Origin of the sequence: Salmonella sp. SAL04213 (assembly GCF_046550535.1) — a bacterium.
In the GTDB taxonomy this organism is placed as follows: Bacteria; Pseudomonadota; Gammaproteobacteria; order Enterobacterales; family Enterobacteriaceae; genus Salmonella; species Salmonella enterica.
Window position 1 is genome coordinate 42,777 of sequence record NZ_JBGDXS010000012.1, and the last position, 13,073, is coordinate 55,849.

15 protein-coding genes and 1 pseudogene are annotated in these 13,073 nt (G+C 52.8%); 12 read left to right on the top strand and 4 right to left on the bottom strand.

Going from position 1 to position 13,073, the window contains the following annotated elements:
* The first annotated feature begins 282 nt into the window (after positions 1–282).
* The 4 genes from cyaA to ACLJPQ_RS20340 all read left to right on the top strand — a co-directional run bounded on the left by cyaA (position 283) and on the right by ACLJPQ_RS20340 (position 4,392).
* Positions 283–2,829: a class I adenylate cyclase gene (gene cyaA / locus ACLJPQ_RS20325; RefSeq protein WP_000281718.1), complete on the top strand. Its 2,547-nt coding sequence runs from the start codon at positions 283–285 to the stop codon at positions 2,827–2,829.
* 107 nt (positions 2,830–2,936) lie between these two features.
* Positions 2,937–3,290, top strand: coding sequence for a membrane protein (locus ACLJPQ_RS20330; RefSeq protein ID WP_000752579.1), 354 nt, complete (start codon positions 2,937–2,939; stop codon positions 3,288–3,290).
* Positions 3,291–3,475: 185 nt separating this feature from the next.
* Positions 3,476–4,018: an STM3941 family protein gene (locus tag ACLJPQ_RS20335; RefSeq protein ID WP_001747560.1), complete on the top strand. Its 543-nt coding sequence runs from the start codon at positions 3,476–3,478 to the stop codon at positions 4,016–4,018.
* Between the two features lie 11 nt (positions 4,019–4,029).
* Positions 4,030–4,392 carry a hypothetical protein gene (locus ACLJPQ_RS20340; RefSeq protein WP_010989084.1) on the top strand — a complete coding sequence of 121 codons (363 nt, stop codon included), beginning with the start codon at positions 4,030–4,032 and terminating at the stop codon, positions 4,390–4,392.
* A gap of 70 nt (positions 4,393–4,462) precedes the next feature.
* Here the strand turns inward: ACLJPQ_RS20340 and cyaY are convergent, their stop codons facing one another.
* The 4 genes and pseudogenes from cyaY to ACLJPQ_RS20360 form a co-directional block, all read right to left on the bottom strand.
* The gene (gene cyaY, locus ACLJPQ_RS20345; RefSeq protein WP_000999920.1) at positions 4,463–4,783 is read right to left on the bottom strand and encodes an iron donor protein CyaY; all 321 of its coding nucleotides are present in this window, start codon (positions 4,781–4,783) and stop codon (positions 4,463–4,465) included.
* A gap of 69 nt (positions 4,784–4,852) precedes the next feature.
* Entirely contained in the window at positions 4,853–5,242 is a 390-nt protein-coding gene (locus ACLJPQ_RS20350; RefSeq protein ID WP_023194999.1) for a DUF3021 family protein, read from the bottom strand.
* Positions 5,230–5,532 (bottom strand): annotated as a pseudogene (locus tag ACLJPQ_RS20355) (hypothetical protein); the annotation flags it as partial. The gene ACLJPQ_RS20350 and the pseudogene ACLJPQ_RS20355, both read right to left, overlap by 13 nt.
* On the bottom strand, positions 5,502–5,753 hold the full coding sequence (locus ACLJPQ_RS20360) for a hypothetical protein (RefSeq protein ID WP_001621231.1): 252 nt from the start codon (positions 5,751–5,753) through the stop codon (positions 5,502–5,504). The pseudogene ACLJPQ_RS20355 and the gene ACLJPQ_RS20360, both read right to left, overlap by 31 nt.
* A gap of 185 nt (positions 5,754–5,938) precedes the next feature.
* Between ACLJPQ_RS20360 and lptM the strand changes: the two genes are divergently transcribed.
* The 8 genes from lptM to corA all read left to right on the top strand — a co-directional run bounded on the left by lptM (position 5,939) and on the right by corA (position 13,042).
* Entirely contained in the window at positions 5,939–6,142 is a 204-nt protein-coding gene (lptM, locus tag ACLJPQ_RS20365; RefSeq protein WP_000799903.1) for an LPS translocon maturation chaperone LptM, read from the top strand.
* 36 nt (positions 6,143–6,178) lie between these two features.
* Positions 6,179–7,003 carry a diaminopimelate epimerase gene (gene dapF, locus ACLJPQ_RS20370; RefSeq protein ID WP_001160671.1) on the top strand — a complete coding sequence of 275 codons (825 nt, stop codon included), beginning with the start codon at positions 6,179–6,181 and terminating at the stop codon, positions 7,001–7,003.
* A complete protein-coding gene (locus tag ACLJPQ_RS20375; protein ID WP_000812760.1) occupies positions 7,000–7,707 on the top strand; it encodes a DUF484 domain-containing protein in 708 nt (235 codons plus the stop codon). Before dapF ends, ACLJPQ_RS20375 begins: the two co-directional genes overlap by 4 nt.
* On the top strand, positions 7,704–8,606 hold the full coding sequence (xerC, locus tag ACLJPQ_RS20380) for a tyrosine recombinase XerC (protein WP_000132874.1): 903 nt from the start codon (positions 7,704–7,706) through the stop codon (positions 8,604–8,606). Before ACLJPQ_RS20375 ends, xerC begins: the two co-directional genes overlap by 4 nt.
* Positions 8,606–9,322 (top strand): 5-amino-6-(5-phospho-D-ribitylamino)uracil phosphatase YigB, encoded by a 717-nt coding sequence (gene yigB, locus ACLJPQ_RS20385; protein ID WP_079954794.1) that lies wholly within the window; start codon positions 8,606–8,608, stop codon positions 9,320–9,322. The genes xerC and yigB overlap by 1 nt, the downstream gene beginning before the upstream one ends.
* A 135-nt stretch (positions 9,323–9,457) precedes the next feature.
* Positions 9,458–11,620, top strand: a complete 2,163-nt coding sequence (gene uvrD, locus ACLJPQ_RS20390) for a DNA helicase II (protein WP_000383436.1) — start codon at positions 9,458–9,460, stop codon at positions 11,618–11,620.
* 259 nt (positions 11,621–11,879) lie between these two features.
* On the top strand, positions 11,880–11,936 hold the full coding sequence (gene ysgD, locus ACLJPQ_RS20395; RefSeq protein ID WP_212723238.1) for a YsgD/CorL family protein: 57 nt from the start codon (positions 11,880–11,882) through the stop codon (positions 11,934–11,936).
* A 155-nt stretch (positions 11,937–12,091) separates the two neighbouring features.
* A complete protein-coding gene (gene corA / locus ACLJPQ_RS20400) occupies positions 12,092–13,042 on the top strand; it encodes a magnesium/cobalt transporter CorA (RefSeq protein WP_000947139.1) in 951 nt (316 codons plus the stop codon).
* The last annotated feature ends 31 nt before the right edge of the window (positions 13,043–13,073 follow it).

Consider the following 13,073-nt stretch of genomic DNA (forward strand, 5'->3'; position numbering starts at 1 on the left):
AGTGTCGTCAATGACAGTGAATAATGACGAGAAACCGCCAGCCCGTATTTAAGAATTTACACGCAGCGAACGGTGCTACACTTGTATGTAGCGCATCTTTCTTTACGGTCAATGAGCAAGGTGTTAAATTGATCACGTTTTAGACCATTTTTTCGTCGGTATTGGATAAAAATATGCAGGCGAGAAAGGGTAACGGTTATTTTTGACATACGGTTTATCCCGAATGGCGACGGTCAAGTACTGACCTGCACCATGACGGGTAGCAACATCAGGCGATACGTCTTGTACCTCTATATTGAGACTCTGAAACAGAGACTGGATGCCATAAATCAACTGCGTGTGGATCGCGCGCTTGCTGCCATGGGACCCGCTTTTCAGCAGGTTTACAGTCTTCTGCCGACATTATTGCACTATCACCATCCACTGATGCCGGGTTACCTTGATGGTAACGTTCCCAGCGGTATTTGCTTCTACACGCCTGATGAAACCCAACGCCACTATCTGAACGAACTTGAGCTGTACCGCGGTATGACGCCGCAGGACCCGCCGAAGGGCGAGCTGCCGATTACCGGCGTTTACACTATGGGTAGCACCTCCTCGGTCGGGCAGAGCTGCTCGTCCGACCTGGATATCTGGGTGTGCCATCAGTCCTGGCTCGACGGCGAAGAGCGTCAGTTGCTGCAACGTAAATGCAGCCTGCTGGAAAGCTGGGCCGCCTCGCTTGGCGTTGAGGTGAGCTTCTTCCTGATCGACGAGAACCGTTTCCGCCATAACGAAAGCGGCAGTCTGGGCGGGGAAGACTGTGGTTCTACGCAGCATATCCTGTTGCTTGATGAGTTTTATCGTACCGCTGTGCGCCTGGCCGGGAAGCGTATCCTGTGGAGTATGGTGCCGTGCGACGAAGAAGAGCATTACGACGACTATGTCATGACGCTCTACGCGCAGGGCGTATTAACGCCAAACGAATGGCTGGATCTGGGGGGCTTAAGCTCGCTCTCCGCCGAAGAGTACTTTGGCGCCAGCCTGTGGCAGCTATACAAGAGCATTGACTCGCCGTACAAAGCGGTGCTGAAAACGCTGCTGCTGGAAGCCTACTCATGGGAATATCCCAACCCACGTTTGCTGGCGAAAGATATTAAACAACGTCTGCATGACGGTGAAATCGTATCGTTTGGACTCGATCCCTACTGCATGATGCTGGAACGGGTCACTGAATACCTGACGGCGATTGAAGATCCGACGCGGCTGGATTTAGTCCGCCGCTGCTTTTACCTGAAAGTGTGCGAGAAATTAAGTCGCGAGCGCGCCTGCGTAGGCTGGCGTCGGGAAGTATTAAGCCAGTTAGTCAGCGAGTGGGGATGGGACGACGCGCGTCTGACCATGCTCGATAATCGCGCAAACTGGAAAATCGATCAGGTGCGCGAAGCCCACAACGAATTGCTCGACGCCATGATGCAGAGCTATCGTAATCTGATTCGCTTTGCGCGGCGCAACAACCTCAGCGTGAGTGCCAGCCCGCAGGATATCGGCGTACTGACGCGTAAGCTGTACGCGGCTTTTGAAGCGTTGCCGGGTAAAGTCACGCTGGTGAACCCGCAGATATCGCCGGATCTGTCCGAGCCGAATTTAACCTTTATCCATGTGCCGCCGGGACGCGCCAACCGTTCAGGCTGGTATCTCTACAACCGCGCGCCGAACATGGATTCCATCATCAGCCATCAGCCGCTGGAATATAACCGTTATCTTAATAAGCTGGTCGCGTGGGCGTGGTTCAACGGCCTGCTGACGTCGCGAACGCATCTGTTTATTAAGGGCAACGGTATTGTCGACCTGCCTAAGTTGCAGGAGATGGTCGCCGATGTTTCGCACCATTTCCCGCTGCGCTTGCCTGCTCCGACGCCGAAAGCGCTCTACAGCCCCTGTGAAATTCGCCATCTGGCGATTATCGTTAACCTCGAATATGACCCGACGGCGGCGTTTCGCAATAAAGTGGTCCATTTTGACTTCCGTAAGCTGGACGTTTTCAGCTTTGGCGAAGAGCAAAACTGTCTGATAGGCAGTATCGACTTGTTATATCGCAACTCGTGGAACGAAGTGCGTACTCTGCACTTTAACGGCGAGCAGGCGATGATCGAAGCGCTGAAAACGATTCTGGGGAAAATGCACCAGGATGCCGCGCCGCCGGATAGCGTCGAAGTGTTCTGCTACAGTCAGCATCTTCGCGGTCTGATTCGCACCCGCGTGCAGCAACTGGTCTCCGAATGTATCGAGCTACGTCTTTCCAGCACCCGTCAGGAGACCGGTCGCTTCAAGGCGCTGCGGGTTTCCGGGCAGACGTGGGGACTATTCTTCGAACGCTTGAATGTCTCGGTGCAGAAGCTGGAGAACGCTATCGAATTCTACGGCGCGATTTCGCATAACAAGCTGCACGGGCTGTCGGTACAGGTGGAAACCAACCAGGTGAAATTGCCGTCAGTGGTGGATGGCTTCGCCAGCGAAGGGATCATTCAGTTCTTCTTTGAAGAAACGGGCGATGAGAAAGGCTTTAATATTTATATTCTGGATGAAAGTAACCGGGCGGAAGTGTATCACCACTGCGAAGGTAGCAAGGAAGAACTGGTGCGCGACGTCAGTCGCTTCTATTCGTCATCGCACGATCGCTTCACGTATGGCTCCAGTTTTATCAACTTTAACCTGCCGCAGTTCTACCAGATAGTGAAAACCGATGGCCGCGCGCAGGTGATCCCATTCCGTACGCAGCCTATCAACACCGTGCCGCCAGCAAACCAGGATCATGACGCGCCGCTATTGCAGCAGTATTTTTCGTAAGTGCTGCGCCGGGCAAAGCTGCCCGGCTGGCGTTCACCGCTTCACATTAACTTCACCCAACTTCGTTACCGTGACCTCCGCATTTGGTTTACAGGAGGAGGTTTGAGGTGGCAGATGCGTTCATTTTGTTAGGGATAGTCATGGCGATGGTCAGCCTCGGCTTCATTCTTATAAATAAGTTATTCTGTTTTATATCTGCTGGGTGCCTGCTCTCGCTATGCGCCAGCATGGCCAGTTTTCAACTCTGGGATGCGTCTTACTGGGGGCGATGGGGAAAAGTATGTCCCGGTCTGGATGTGATCATCTCCTGCGACAATTACCATTTTCTCTATGATCTGGGATGGGAATTGTACGGTATCGCCTTTTTGTTCTTTACCGCGTTAATGCTCACATGTGCGGCCATTATTCTTATCAATATGATTATGGCTTTAGAGCGATACTGTGCCGGATGGCGGCGCTAACACGCCTTATCCAGCCTACATTCGAAGAATGCTCATTGAGCGGAACAAGGTTTAGACAATATTTTTTCTTATACAATTTATGTAGTAATATCCAGACCGTTCAAAATGCTATCGCGTCTTTCATTGTTTTCGTAAATATGTTTTGAAAAACCATATTAGAAACAAAAGCTCTTTAATGGTTTCTTATGGATGTTTTTATAAAAGGATATTATATGTCAATAAACAACCCTATTCTTATTTACGTGAATAAGAAACGACAAATAAAATTAGCTCTGTTTTATTCAGTGGTAGCTATAGCTCTTATGATGAGCCTCTTTCTAAATTATAGTATTATGCTAAAGATGGTGTGTGTTTTTTTAATACTCCTCATGATAGCAGGCGCAAGTGCTTACTGGTACTCCGCCTTTTCAGGAAAGCCACAGCTAACGTTGAACCAGGAGGGAGTAACATTACACACAACCAGGCTACCAATAGTTTACTGGCATGAAATCGACTATGTTGGTGAGCGTGTTAGCGATAATACGCCTGTGCTGGCCGTTTTTGTCAAAGATGTTGAGCTTTATTGTCAGCGAATTACTAATGAGAAAATGCGTAATAATTTTCTGTCATTATTGAATAAGCATGGAAGTAATCGCGTGATGAATATCTCTCTAAACGATCTCGATTATGATTCAGATGAGTTACAGGATATTTTTAAAATGGCTGTTGCCAGAAACCTGGAACAATAGGGTAGAGATATATGTTTTTTGTTATTACTCACCATATTGATGTGCTGCCTCTGGCAACCCTACCCACACATGAAACATGCCCTTATTGTAATAATCAGGATGTATGGTTGATTATTCGCCAAAAAAGGACCCGTACATGTGGTCTGTCTCAGGCGAGAAAAAGAGATAAGTTTGGTTTAGCGATATGCAATCATTGCAGCAATGAAATCAAGGAAAAACGTTGGTCACCAGCGTTACGTCAACTTTTTACCGAGCAGAAGCCACTATTTAACCTAACCTTTTGGCAACGCTACGGTTTTTGGGTTGGTTGGTTGAGTGTATGGCCCGCGCTGTTTCTGGCAACCTGGCTGTATTTCACATTTCGGGGTTGGTAATACGACCGCATATCTCGTTAAATATACGCAGGAAAGCGCTATTCTTCTGGCTCTCCTGCGGAATTAAAACTTAGCGAAAACTCACCTTTTCACCCGCTTGCTGCGTCGCCGCCTGCTCCAGCAGCTCCCAGAAGGTTTCGCCGCTGCGATCGCAAACCCACTCGTCGCCTTTCAGATCGAAATGATAGCCGCCCTGTTTGGTCGCCAGCCACACCTGGTGCAACGGCTCCTGACGGTTAATAATGATCTTACTGCCGTTTTCAAAGCTGATGGTCAACACGCCGCCGTTGATTTCACAGTCGATATCGCTGTCGCCGTCCCAGTTATCGAGGCGTTCTTCAATGGTGAGCCACAGGGCGTCAGCCAGGCGATGAAATTCACTGTCGTTCATTGTTTTATCCCGCTATTGAGTGATATCGCCAGTATAAGGGGAAGCGTCAGCTTCTGGAACCGATACGAATTACCGTTGTGAGCGGTAAAGGATAAAACCCAGCGGTAGATAAATGACGATAAATAGCGCACTGGTGATAAGTATGACGGACGCGTTAACCGGGAAATGGTTCAGCGCCGACAGCATTGCCACCATCAGCGCGACGCAGCCGCCGCAGAGGAGAAAATGCAACAGGATTAAGGGGGCGCGCGGCTTTGCTTTGATATCCAAAAGAGCGCTAAGCAGACCGAGTACCGCGCTTATCGTCAGAACCCCGGCAGCTTCAACACCGTTTATCGTGCCGTGCATAACGCTTTCAACAATGACGTAAATGCATGAACCGATCCCCACGCCCCGAAGGGCGTTTTTCAGATGTTTAATCAAGTGCGCAAAACGGTTTAGCGGCGTCATTTTTGGCATTCCTCCGCCTGCGTTATGATGATGATATCTTTATTATTGGTGTACATGACGTTCCTATTCAGAGTATGCGTCTTATCCGGGCAGGGGGATGCTGTTCGGTAAAGCTGGCTGCCAATCCACGTATAAACATAGCGGTTGTCATACGCAAAACGCTCGGTGACTTTTAGCGGCCCATTGATGCTAAAGACATGAATACCCTGACCTTGCTGGCTATCACGCATAAAATAGCCATGCTCTTTTCCGGCGTTAATTTCCCGGTTCAGGAAGGGGGCTGTGCTATCCAGTTCCAGCCCTGAGTTGCCGGGTTAATCAATGAATTGGGTAACCGACGCAGGCGTTTGAAATTCACCTCCGGCAACGAAAGATTGTTCTCCTCTTCTGGCTGGAGATAAACCACGCCGCTGCCTTGCCGTTGATAAACATTGTGCGGAGATTCACTCAGCCGGCATCCCCAGGCGGGAGGCAGCAGAAGTGAAAGCGAAAAAAGGCAAAACAAATTACGATATTGCATAAGGTCATCCGGACGTGGTACGTAAACCTAAAGTGATTAGCAAAGCATGTTCCCTGATGTAAATGCGCAATAATCATGGCAACGCGCCGCTTTTCAGATTTTATAAAGAGCCCCTAAACGCTTGCTTTTACGCCTTCTCCTGCGATGATAGAAAATAGAAAGCATGAACTTACAGGCAATCCATAATGAAAAACGTGTTTAAGACACTCGCTGTACTTCTGACTCTGTTCAGCCTGACGGGCTGCGGTTTGAAAGGGCCGCTTTATTTCCCGCCAGCCGATAAAAATGCGCCGCCGCCGACGAAAAAAGTCGATTCGCAAACGCAGTCCACGATGCCCGATAAGAACGATCGCGCAACGGGAGATGGCCCGTCCCAGGTCAATTACTGAGGATAGTTTTCTGTCCCCGCGTGAACGGAGTGAATGATGCAATTCTCTAAAATGCATGGCCTTGGCAACGATTTTATGGTCGTCGACGCGGTAACGCAGAATGTCTTTTTTTCGCCGGAACTGATTCGTCGGCTATCCGACAGACACCTGGGCGTAGGGTTTGATCAGCTGCTGGTGGTTGAGCCGCCCTATGATCCTGAGTTGGACTTTCATTACCGCATCTTCAACGCCGACGGCAGTGAAGTTTCGCAGTGCGGCAATGGCGCGCGCTGTTTCGCGCGATTTGTTCGCCTGAAAGGGCTAACCAATAAACGCGACATTCGGGTCAGTACCGCGAATGGCCGGATGGTACTGAGCGTCACGGAAGATGAACTGGTGCGGGTGAATATGGGGGAGCCAAACTTTGAACCCGCGCAGGTGCCTTTTCGCGCCAACAAAGCGGAAAAGACGTATATTATGCGAGCGGCGGAACAGACCATATTGTGCGGCGTGGTTTCAATGGGTAATCCGCACTGTGTCATTCAGGTTGATAACGTCGACACGGCGGCCGTTGAAACACTGGGGCCGGTTCTGGAAAGCCATGAGCGTTTTCCGGAACGCGCCAACATTGGTTTTATGCAGGTTGTAAGACGTGAGCATATCCGGCTGCGAGTCTATGAACGCGGCGCAGGGGAGACCCGCGCGTGCGGCAGCGGCGCGTGCGCTGCCGTTGCCGTGGGGATTCAGCAGGGGCTGCTGGCTGAAGAAGTACGCGTGGAATTACCGGGCGGTCGGCTGGATATCGCCTGGAAAGGTCCGGGTCATCCGTTATACATGACTGGTCCGGCGGCACATATCTACGACGGATTTATCCATTTATGAAGCAACCAGAGGAAGAACTACAGGAAACGCTCACGGAACTGGACGATCGAGCGGTCGTCGATTACCTGCGCCACCACCCTGAGTTTTTTATCCGTAACGCCCATGCCGTGGAAGCGATGCGTGTTCCACATCCCGTGCGGGGAACGGTTTCGCTCGTTGAGTGGCATATGGCCCGCGCGCGTAATCACATCAATGTGCTTGAAGAAAATATGACGCTGCTGATGGAACAGGCTCATGCCAATGAAAGCCTGTTTTATCGCTTGCTGCATCTGCAAAGCCGTCTGGTCGCCGCGGATAGTCTGGATGAGATGCTGATGCGGTTTCACCGCTGGGCGCGCGATTTGGGGCTTGCCGGCGCGACGCTGCGTTTGTTCCCGGATCGGTGGCGTCTTGGCGCGCCATCGCGCTATACGCATCTGGCTTTAAACCGTCAGGCCTTCGAGCCGCTGCGTATTCAACGACTGGGACAGTCGCAGCATTATCTTGGCCCGCTAAACGGCCCGGAACTGCTGGTGGTCTTGCCGGAGGCGAAGGCTGTAGGCTCGGTAGCCATGTCGATGATGGGCAGCGATGGCGACCTCGGGGTGATACTCTTCAGCAGCCGTGACCCGCACCACTATCAGCCGGGGCAGGGGACGCAGCTTTTACAGGAGATCGCGCTGATGCTGCCGGAACTGCTGGAACGCTGGATTAAACGCGTATGACGGATGTCGCGCTTTCTCAGGATGTCTCGCGGTTCCTGCGCTATTTAGGCGTGGAGCGCCAGCTTAGCCCTATTACCCTGCTGAACTACCAGCGTCAGCTTGATGCCATTATCGCTTTAGCCGGAGAAACCGGGCTGAAAAGCTGGCAACAATGTGACGCTGCGATTGTGCGCAGTTTTGCGGTGCGCAGTCGGCGCAAAGGGCTTGGCCCTGCCAGTCTGGCGCTACGTCTCTCGGCATTGCGAAGCTTTTTTGACTGGTTAGTCAGTCAGGGCGAATTGAAAGCTAACCCGGCGAAGGGCGTCTCCGCACCGAAAGCGCCGCGTCATCTGCCGAAAAATATTGATGTCGACGACGTTAACCGCCTGCTGGACATCGATCTTAACGATCCGCTCGCCGTACGTGACCGGGCGATGCTGGAGGTCATGTACGGCGCGGGACTGCGTTTATCCGAACTGGTTGGCCTGGATATAAAGCACCTCGATCTTGATACCGGCGAAGTGTGGGTAATGGGTAAAGGCAGCAAAGAGCGACGCCTGCCGATTGGCCGTAACGCGGTGACGTGGATTGAGCACTGGCTGGATCTGCGCGGCCTGTTCGCCAGCGACGAAGAGGCGTTATTCCTGTCGAAGCTCGGCAAGCGTATCTCCGCGCGCAATGTCCAAAAACGGTTCGCCGAATGGGGCATAAAGCAGGGGCTAAACAGCCACGTGCATCCACATAAGCTGCGCCATTCGTTCGCGACCCATATGCTGGAATCGAGCGGCGATCTGCGCGGCGTGCAAGAGCTGCTGGGTCATGCCAACCTTTCCACCACCCAAATTTATACTCATCTTGATTTTCAACACCTTGCTTCAGTGTACGACGCGGCGCATCCGCGCGCTAAACGGGGGAAATAATGCGTTTTTACCGGCCTTTGGGGCGTATTGCCGCGCTCACCTTTGACCTGGATGATACCCTTTATGATAACCGTCCGGTGATTTTGCGTACTGAGCAGGAAGCGCTCGCTTTTATGCAAAATTATCACCCGTCGCTACGTTCGTTTCAAAACGTCGATTTACAGCGGATACGGCAGGCGGTGCGTGAAGCGGAGCCGGAAATCTATCATGACGTTACCCGCTGGCGCCATCGCGCGATAGAGCAGGCCATGCGGGATGCGGGATTATCGGCGCAGGAGGCCATTGCCGGCGCGAATGCGGCGATGATGCATTTTGCCAAATGGCGCAGCCAGATTGAGGTTCCGCAGGCTACCCATGAGACGTTACAGCAGCTTGCGAAAAAATGGCCGCTGGTGGCGATCACTAACGGCAATGCCCAGCCGGAACTGTTTGGCCTCGGCGATTACTTTAAGTTTGTACTGCGCGCCGGCCCGGATGGACGTTCCAAGCCGTTTAGCGACATGTATTTCCGGGCGGCGGAAAAACTGCATGTGCCGATCGGCGAGATCCTGCATGTCGGCGACGATCTGACTACCGATGTGGCTGGCGCTATTCGCTGTGGGATGCAGGCCTGCTGGATCAAGCCGGAAAATGCCGACCTGATGCGGACGCAGGACAGCCGTTTACTGCCGCATATCGAAATTTCGCGGTTGGCATCTCTCACCTCGCTGATATAATCACCAGTAGTTCTGTATAAATTCCCAGTTATTCTGGCGGATGGCGCTATGCTTATCCGCCCTACGATAAGTAGCCCCGGTAAGCGAAGCGCCACCGGGCGTTTTTAGTTTTCATGTTTTTACGCGGCGGTGCCAATGGACGTTTCTTACCTGCTCGACAGCCTTAATGATAAACAGCGCGAAGCGGTGGCCGCGCCACGTAGCAACATGCTGGTGTTGGCGGGCGCGGGAAGCGGGAAAACCCGCGTGCTGGTGCACCGTATCGCCTGGTTACTGAGCGTAGAAAACAACTCGCCATATTCCATCATGGCGGTGACCTTTACCAATAAAGCGGCGGCGGAAATGCGCCATCGTATTGGCCAGTTGATGGGGACCAGCCAGGGCGGAATGTGGGTAGGGACGTTCCACGGTCTGGCGCACCGCCTGCTGCGCGCGCATCATATGGACGCTAATTTGCCGCAGGATTTCCAGATTCTCGACAGCGAAGATCAGATGCGTTTGCTTAAACGCCTGATTAAGGCGATGAATCTTGATGAGAAGCAGTGGCCGCCGCGTCAGGCGATGTGGTACATCAATAGCCAGAAAGACGAAGGGCTACGCCCGCACCATATCCAAAGCTATGGCAATCCGGTGGAACAGACCTGGCAGAAGGTGTATCAGGCCTATCAGGAAGCGTGCGATCGCGCTGGTCTGGTGGATTTCGCCGAGCTACTGCTGCGCGCTCATGAACTATGGCTGAACAAGCCGCACATCCTGCAACACTATCGCGAGCGGTTTACTAACATCCTGGTGGACGAATTCCAGGATACCAACAACATTCAGTACGCCTGGGTTCGTCTGCTGGCGGGCGATACCGGTAAGGTGATGATCGTTGGCGACGATGACCAGTCGATCTACGGCTGGCGCGGGGCCCAGGTAGAGAACATCCAGCGCTTCCTCAATGATTTCCCCGGCGCGCAGACCATTCGTCTGGAGCAGAATTACCGCTCGACCAGCAACATCCTTAGCGCGGCGAACGCTCTGATTGAGAATAACAATGGACGTTTGGGTAAAAAGCTGTGGACTGACGGCGTTGATGGCGAACCGATATCGCTGTACTGCGCTTTCAACGAACTGGATGAAGCGCGCTTTGTGGTTAACCGTATCAAAACCTGGCAGGACAACGGCGGCGCGCTTGCGCAATGCGCCATCCTTTATCGCAGCAACGCCCAGTCGCGCGTGCTGGAAGAAGCGTTATTACAGGCCAGTATGCCGTACCGGATTTACGGCGGTATGCGCTTCTTCGAACGCCAGGAGATCAAAGATGCGCTCTCTTATCTGCGTTTGATTGCCAATCGCAACGATGATGCCGCCTTTGAACGCGTGGTGAATACCCCAACGCGCGGTATCGGCGACCGCACGCTGGACGTGGTGCGCCAGACCTCGCGCGATCGCCAGCTAACATTGTGGCAGGCGTGCCGTGAATTGTTACAGGAAAAAGCCCTGGCCGGGCGTGCGGCCAGCGCGCTGCAACGCTTTATGGAACTGATCGACGCTCTGGCGCAGGAAACTGCCGACATGCCGCTGCATGTGCAGACTGACCGGGTGATCAAAGATTCCGGCCTGCGCACCATGTATGAGCAAGAAAAAGGCGAGAAAGGCCAGACGCGCATCGAAAACTTAGAGGAACTGGTGACGGCGACGCGGCAGTTCAGCTACAACGACGAAGATGAAGATTTAATGCCATTGCAGGCCTTCCTCTCTCACGCGGCGCTGGAAGCGGGCGAGGGGCAGGCGGATACCTGGCAGGATGCGGTACAGCTGATGACGCTGCACTCGGCCAAAGGGCTGGAGTTCCCGCAGGTGTTTATCGTCGGGATGGAAGAGGGGATGTTCCCCAGCCAGATGTCGCTGGATGAGGGCGGGCGTTTGGAAGAGGAGCGTCGTCTGGCCTACGTCGGCGTTACCCGTGCCATGCAGAAACTGACGCTAACCTATGCCGAAACTCGCCGTCTGTATGGTAAAGAGGTCTACCATCGCCCGTCGCGTTTTATCGGCGAGTTGCCGGAGGAGTGCGTGGAAGAGGTCCGTCTGCGCGCCACCGTCAGTCGTCCGGTGAGCCATCAACGAATGGGAACGCCGCTGGCGGAAAACGACACAGGCTACAAACTCGGCCAACGCGTGCGCCATGCGAAGTTCGGCGAGGGAACTATTGTCAACCTGGAGGGCAGCGGCGAGCATAGCCGGTTGCAGGTGGCTTTTCAGGGGCAAGGGATCAAATGGCTGGTTGCCGCGTATGCGAAGCTGGAAACGGTTTGACCGGCTCTCATATTGCCGGATGGCACCTCTTATCCGGCCTACGTGCTGGCTAACATTTTGATTTGTAGGCCGGATAAGGCGAAGCCGCCATCCGGCGATATATTGATGTTAATATTCTGAAATCATAGATAAATACTCTCACTCTGCTAACCTTTCTGCATAAGGGGAAATTATTGCTTTTTCGCGTTTCGTTGCGTGTTGACGGCAAATTTTTGCTGGCGTAACATGCGCCCACGATTACGCTAAGAGGACATTCGCCTTGGACACACCCAGTAGATACTGGCTCATTATCCTGTCATCCAGGATCAACTCCTAAGGCTATCCCTTTTTGCTGATAGCCTTAGCGGTTGTCAGCGACCTTTCATTTTTTCCCGTCGCGTTGAGTCAGGCTGTTTAATGGTCTGAAACCCAATTTGTTTCTGTGTGCCCATCTGAACTGTCCGATATTTTTACGCATTGGGAGTCCCGGTCATGCTGAGCGCATTTCAACTGGAAAAAAACCGACTGACCCGGCTGGAAGTCGAGGAGTCACAAAGCCTGATTGATGCCGTATGGGTCGATTTGGTCGAACCGGACGACGACGAGCGATTGCGCGTACAATCTGAGCTGGGCCAGAGTCTGGCGACGCGTCCTGAACTGGAAGATATCGAAGCATCCGCGCGCTTCTTTGAAGACGAAGACGGACTGCATATCCACTCCTTCTTCTTCTTCGAAGATGCGGAAGATCATGCCGGTAACTCTACGGTGGCATTCACTATTCGCGATGGCCGTCTGTTTACGCTGCGTGAACGCGAACTGCCCGCCTTCCGTTTGTATCGTATGCGCGCCCGCAGCCAGGCGATGGTCGACGGTAATGCTTATGAACTACTGCTCGATCTGTTCGAAACCAAAATTGAACAGTTAGCGGATGAGATCGAAAACATCTACAGCGATCTGGAAAAACTGAGCCGCGTCATTATGGAAGGGCATCAGGGCGATGAATACGACGAAGCGCTCTCCACGCTGGCGGAACTGGAAGATATCGGCTGGAAGGTACGCCTGTGTCTGATGGATACCCAACGCGCGCTGAACTTCCTGGTGCGCAAGGCGCGCTTACCGGGCGGACAGCTGGAGCAGGCGCGTGAGATCCTGCGCGATATCGAATCTCTGCTGCCGCACAATGAATCGCTGTTCCAGAAGGTGAACTTCCTGATGCAGGCGGCGATGGGTTTCATCAATATTGAGCAGAACCGCATTATCAAAATCTTCTCGGTGGTTTCCGTGGTGTTCCTGCCGCCGACGCTGGTCGCTTCCAGCTATGGGATGAACTTCGAGTTTATGCCGGAACTGAAGTGGAGCTTTGGTTATCCAGGCGCGATTATCTTTATGATTCTGGCGGGGCTTGCGCCGTATTTGTACTTTAAGCGCAAGAACTGGCTGTAAGACATTAAGGCCAGGGTGATTCAGCTGCGGC

Excerpts from the sequence above, each read along its gene's own strand:
- uvrD (WP_000383436.1), top strand. The coding sequence starts at position 9,458 with ATGGACGTTTCTTACCTGCTCGACAGCCTTAATGATAAACAGCGCGAA.
- lptM (WP_000799903.1), top strand. The coding sequence starts at position 5,939 with ATGAAAAACGTGTTTAAGACACTCGCTGTACTTCTGACTCTGTTCAGC.
- ACLJPQ_RS20340 (WP_010989084.1), top strand. The coding sequence starts at position 4,030 with ATGTTTTTTGTTATTACTCACCATATTGATGTGCTGCCTCTGGCAACC.
- ACLJPQ_RS20375 (WP_000812760.1), top strand. The coding sequence starts at position 7,000 with ATGAAGCAACCAGAGGAAGAACTACAGGAAACGCTCACGGAACTGGAC.
- dapF (WP_001160671.1), top strand. The coding sequence starts at position 6,179 with ATGCAATTCTCTAAAATGCATGGCCTTGGCAACGATTTTATGGTCGTC.
- corA (WP_000947139.1), top strand. The coding sequence starts at position 12,092 with ATGCTGAGCGCATTTCAACTGGAAAAAAACCGACTGACCCGGCTGGAA.
- xerC (WP_000132874.1), top strand. The coding sequence starts at position 7,704 with ATGACGGATGTCGCGCTTTCTCAGGATGTCTCGCGGTTCCTGCGCTAT.
- yigB (WP_079954794.1), top strand. The coding sequence starts at position 8,606 with ATGCGTTTTTACCGGCCTTTGGGGCGTATTGCCGCGCTCACCTTTGAC.
- ACLJPQ_RS20350 (WP_023194999.1), bottom strand. The coding sequence starts at position 5,242 with ATGCCAAAAATGACGCCGCTAAACCGTTTTGCGCACTTGATTAAACAT.
- ACLJPQ_RS20360 (WP_001621231.1), bottom strand. The coding sequence starts at position 5,753 with ATGCAATATCGTAATTTGTTTTGCCTTTTTTCGCTTTCACTTCTGCTG.
- ACLJPQ_RS20335 (WP_001747560.1), top strand. The coding sequence starts at position 3,476 with ATGGATGTTTTTATAAAAGGATATTATATGTCAATAAACAACCCTATT.
- cyaY (WP_000999920.1), bottom strand. The coding sequence starts at position 4,783 with ATGAACGACAGTGAATTTCATCGCCTGGCTGACGCCCTGTGGCTCACC.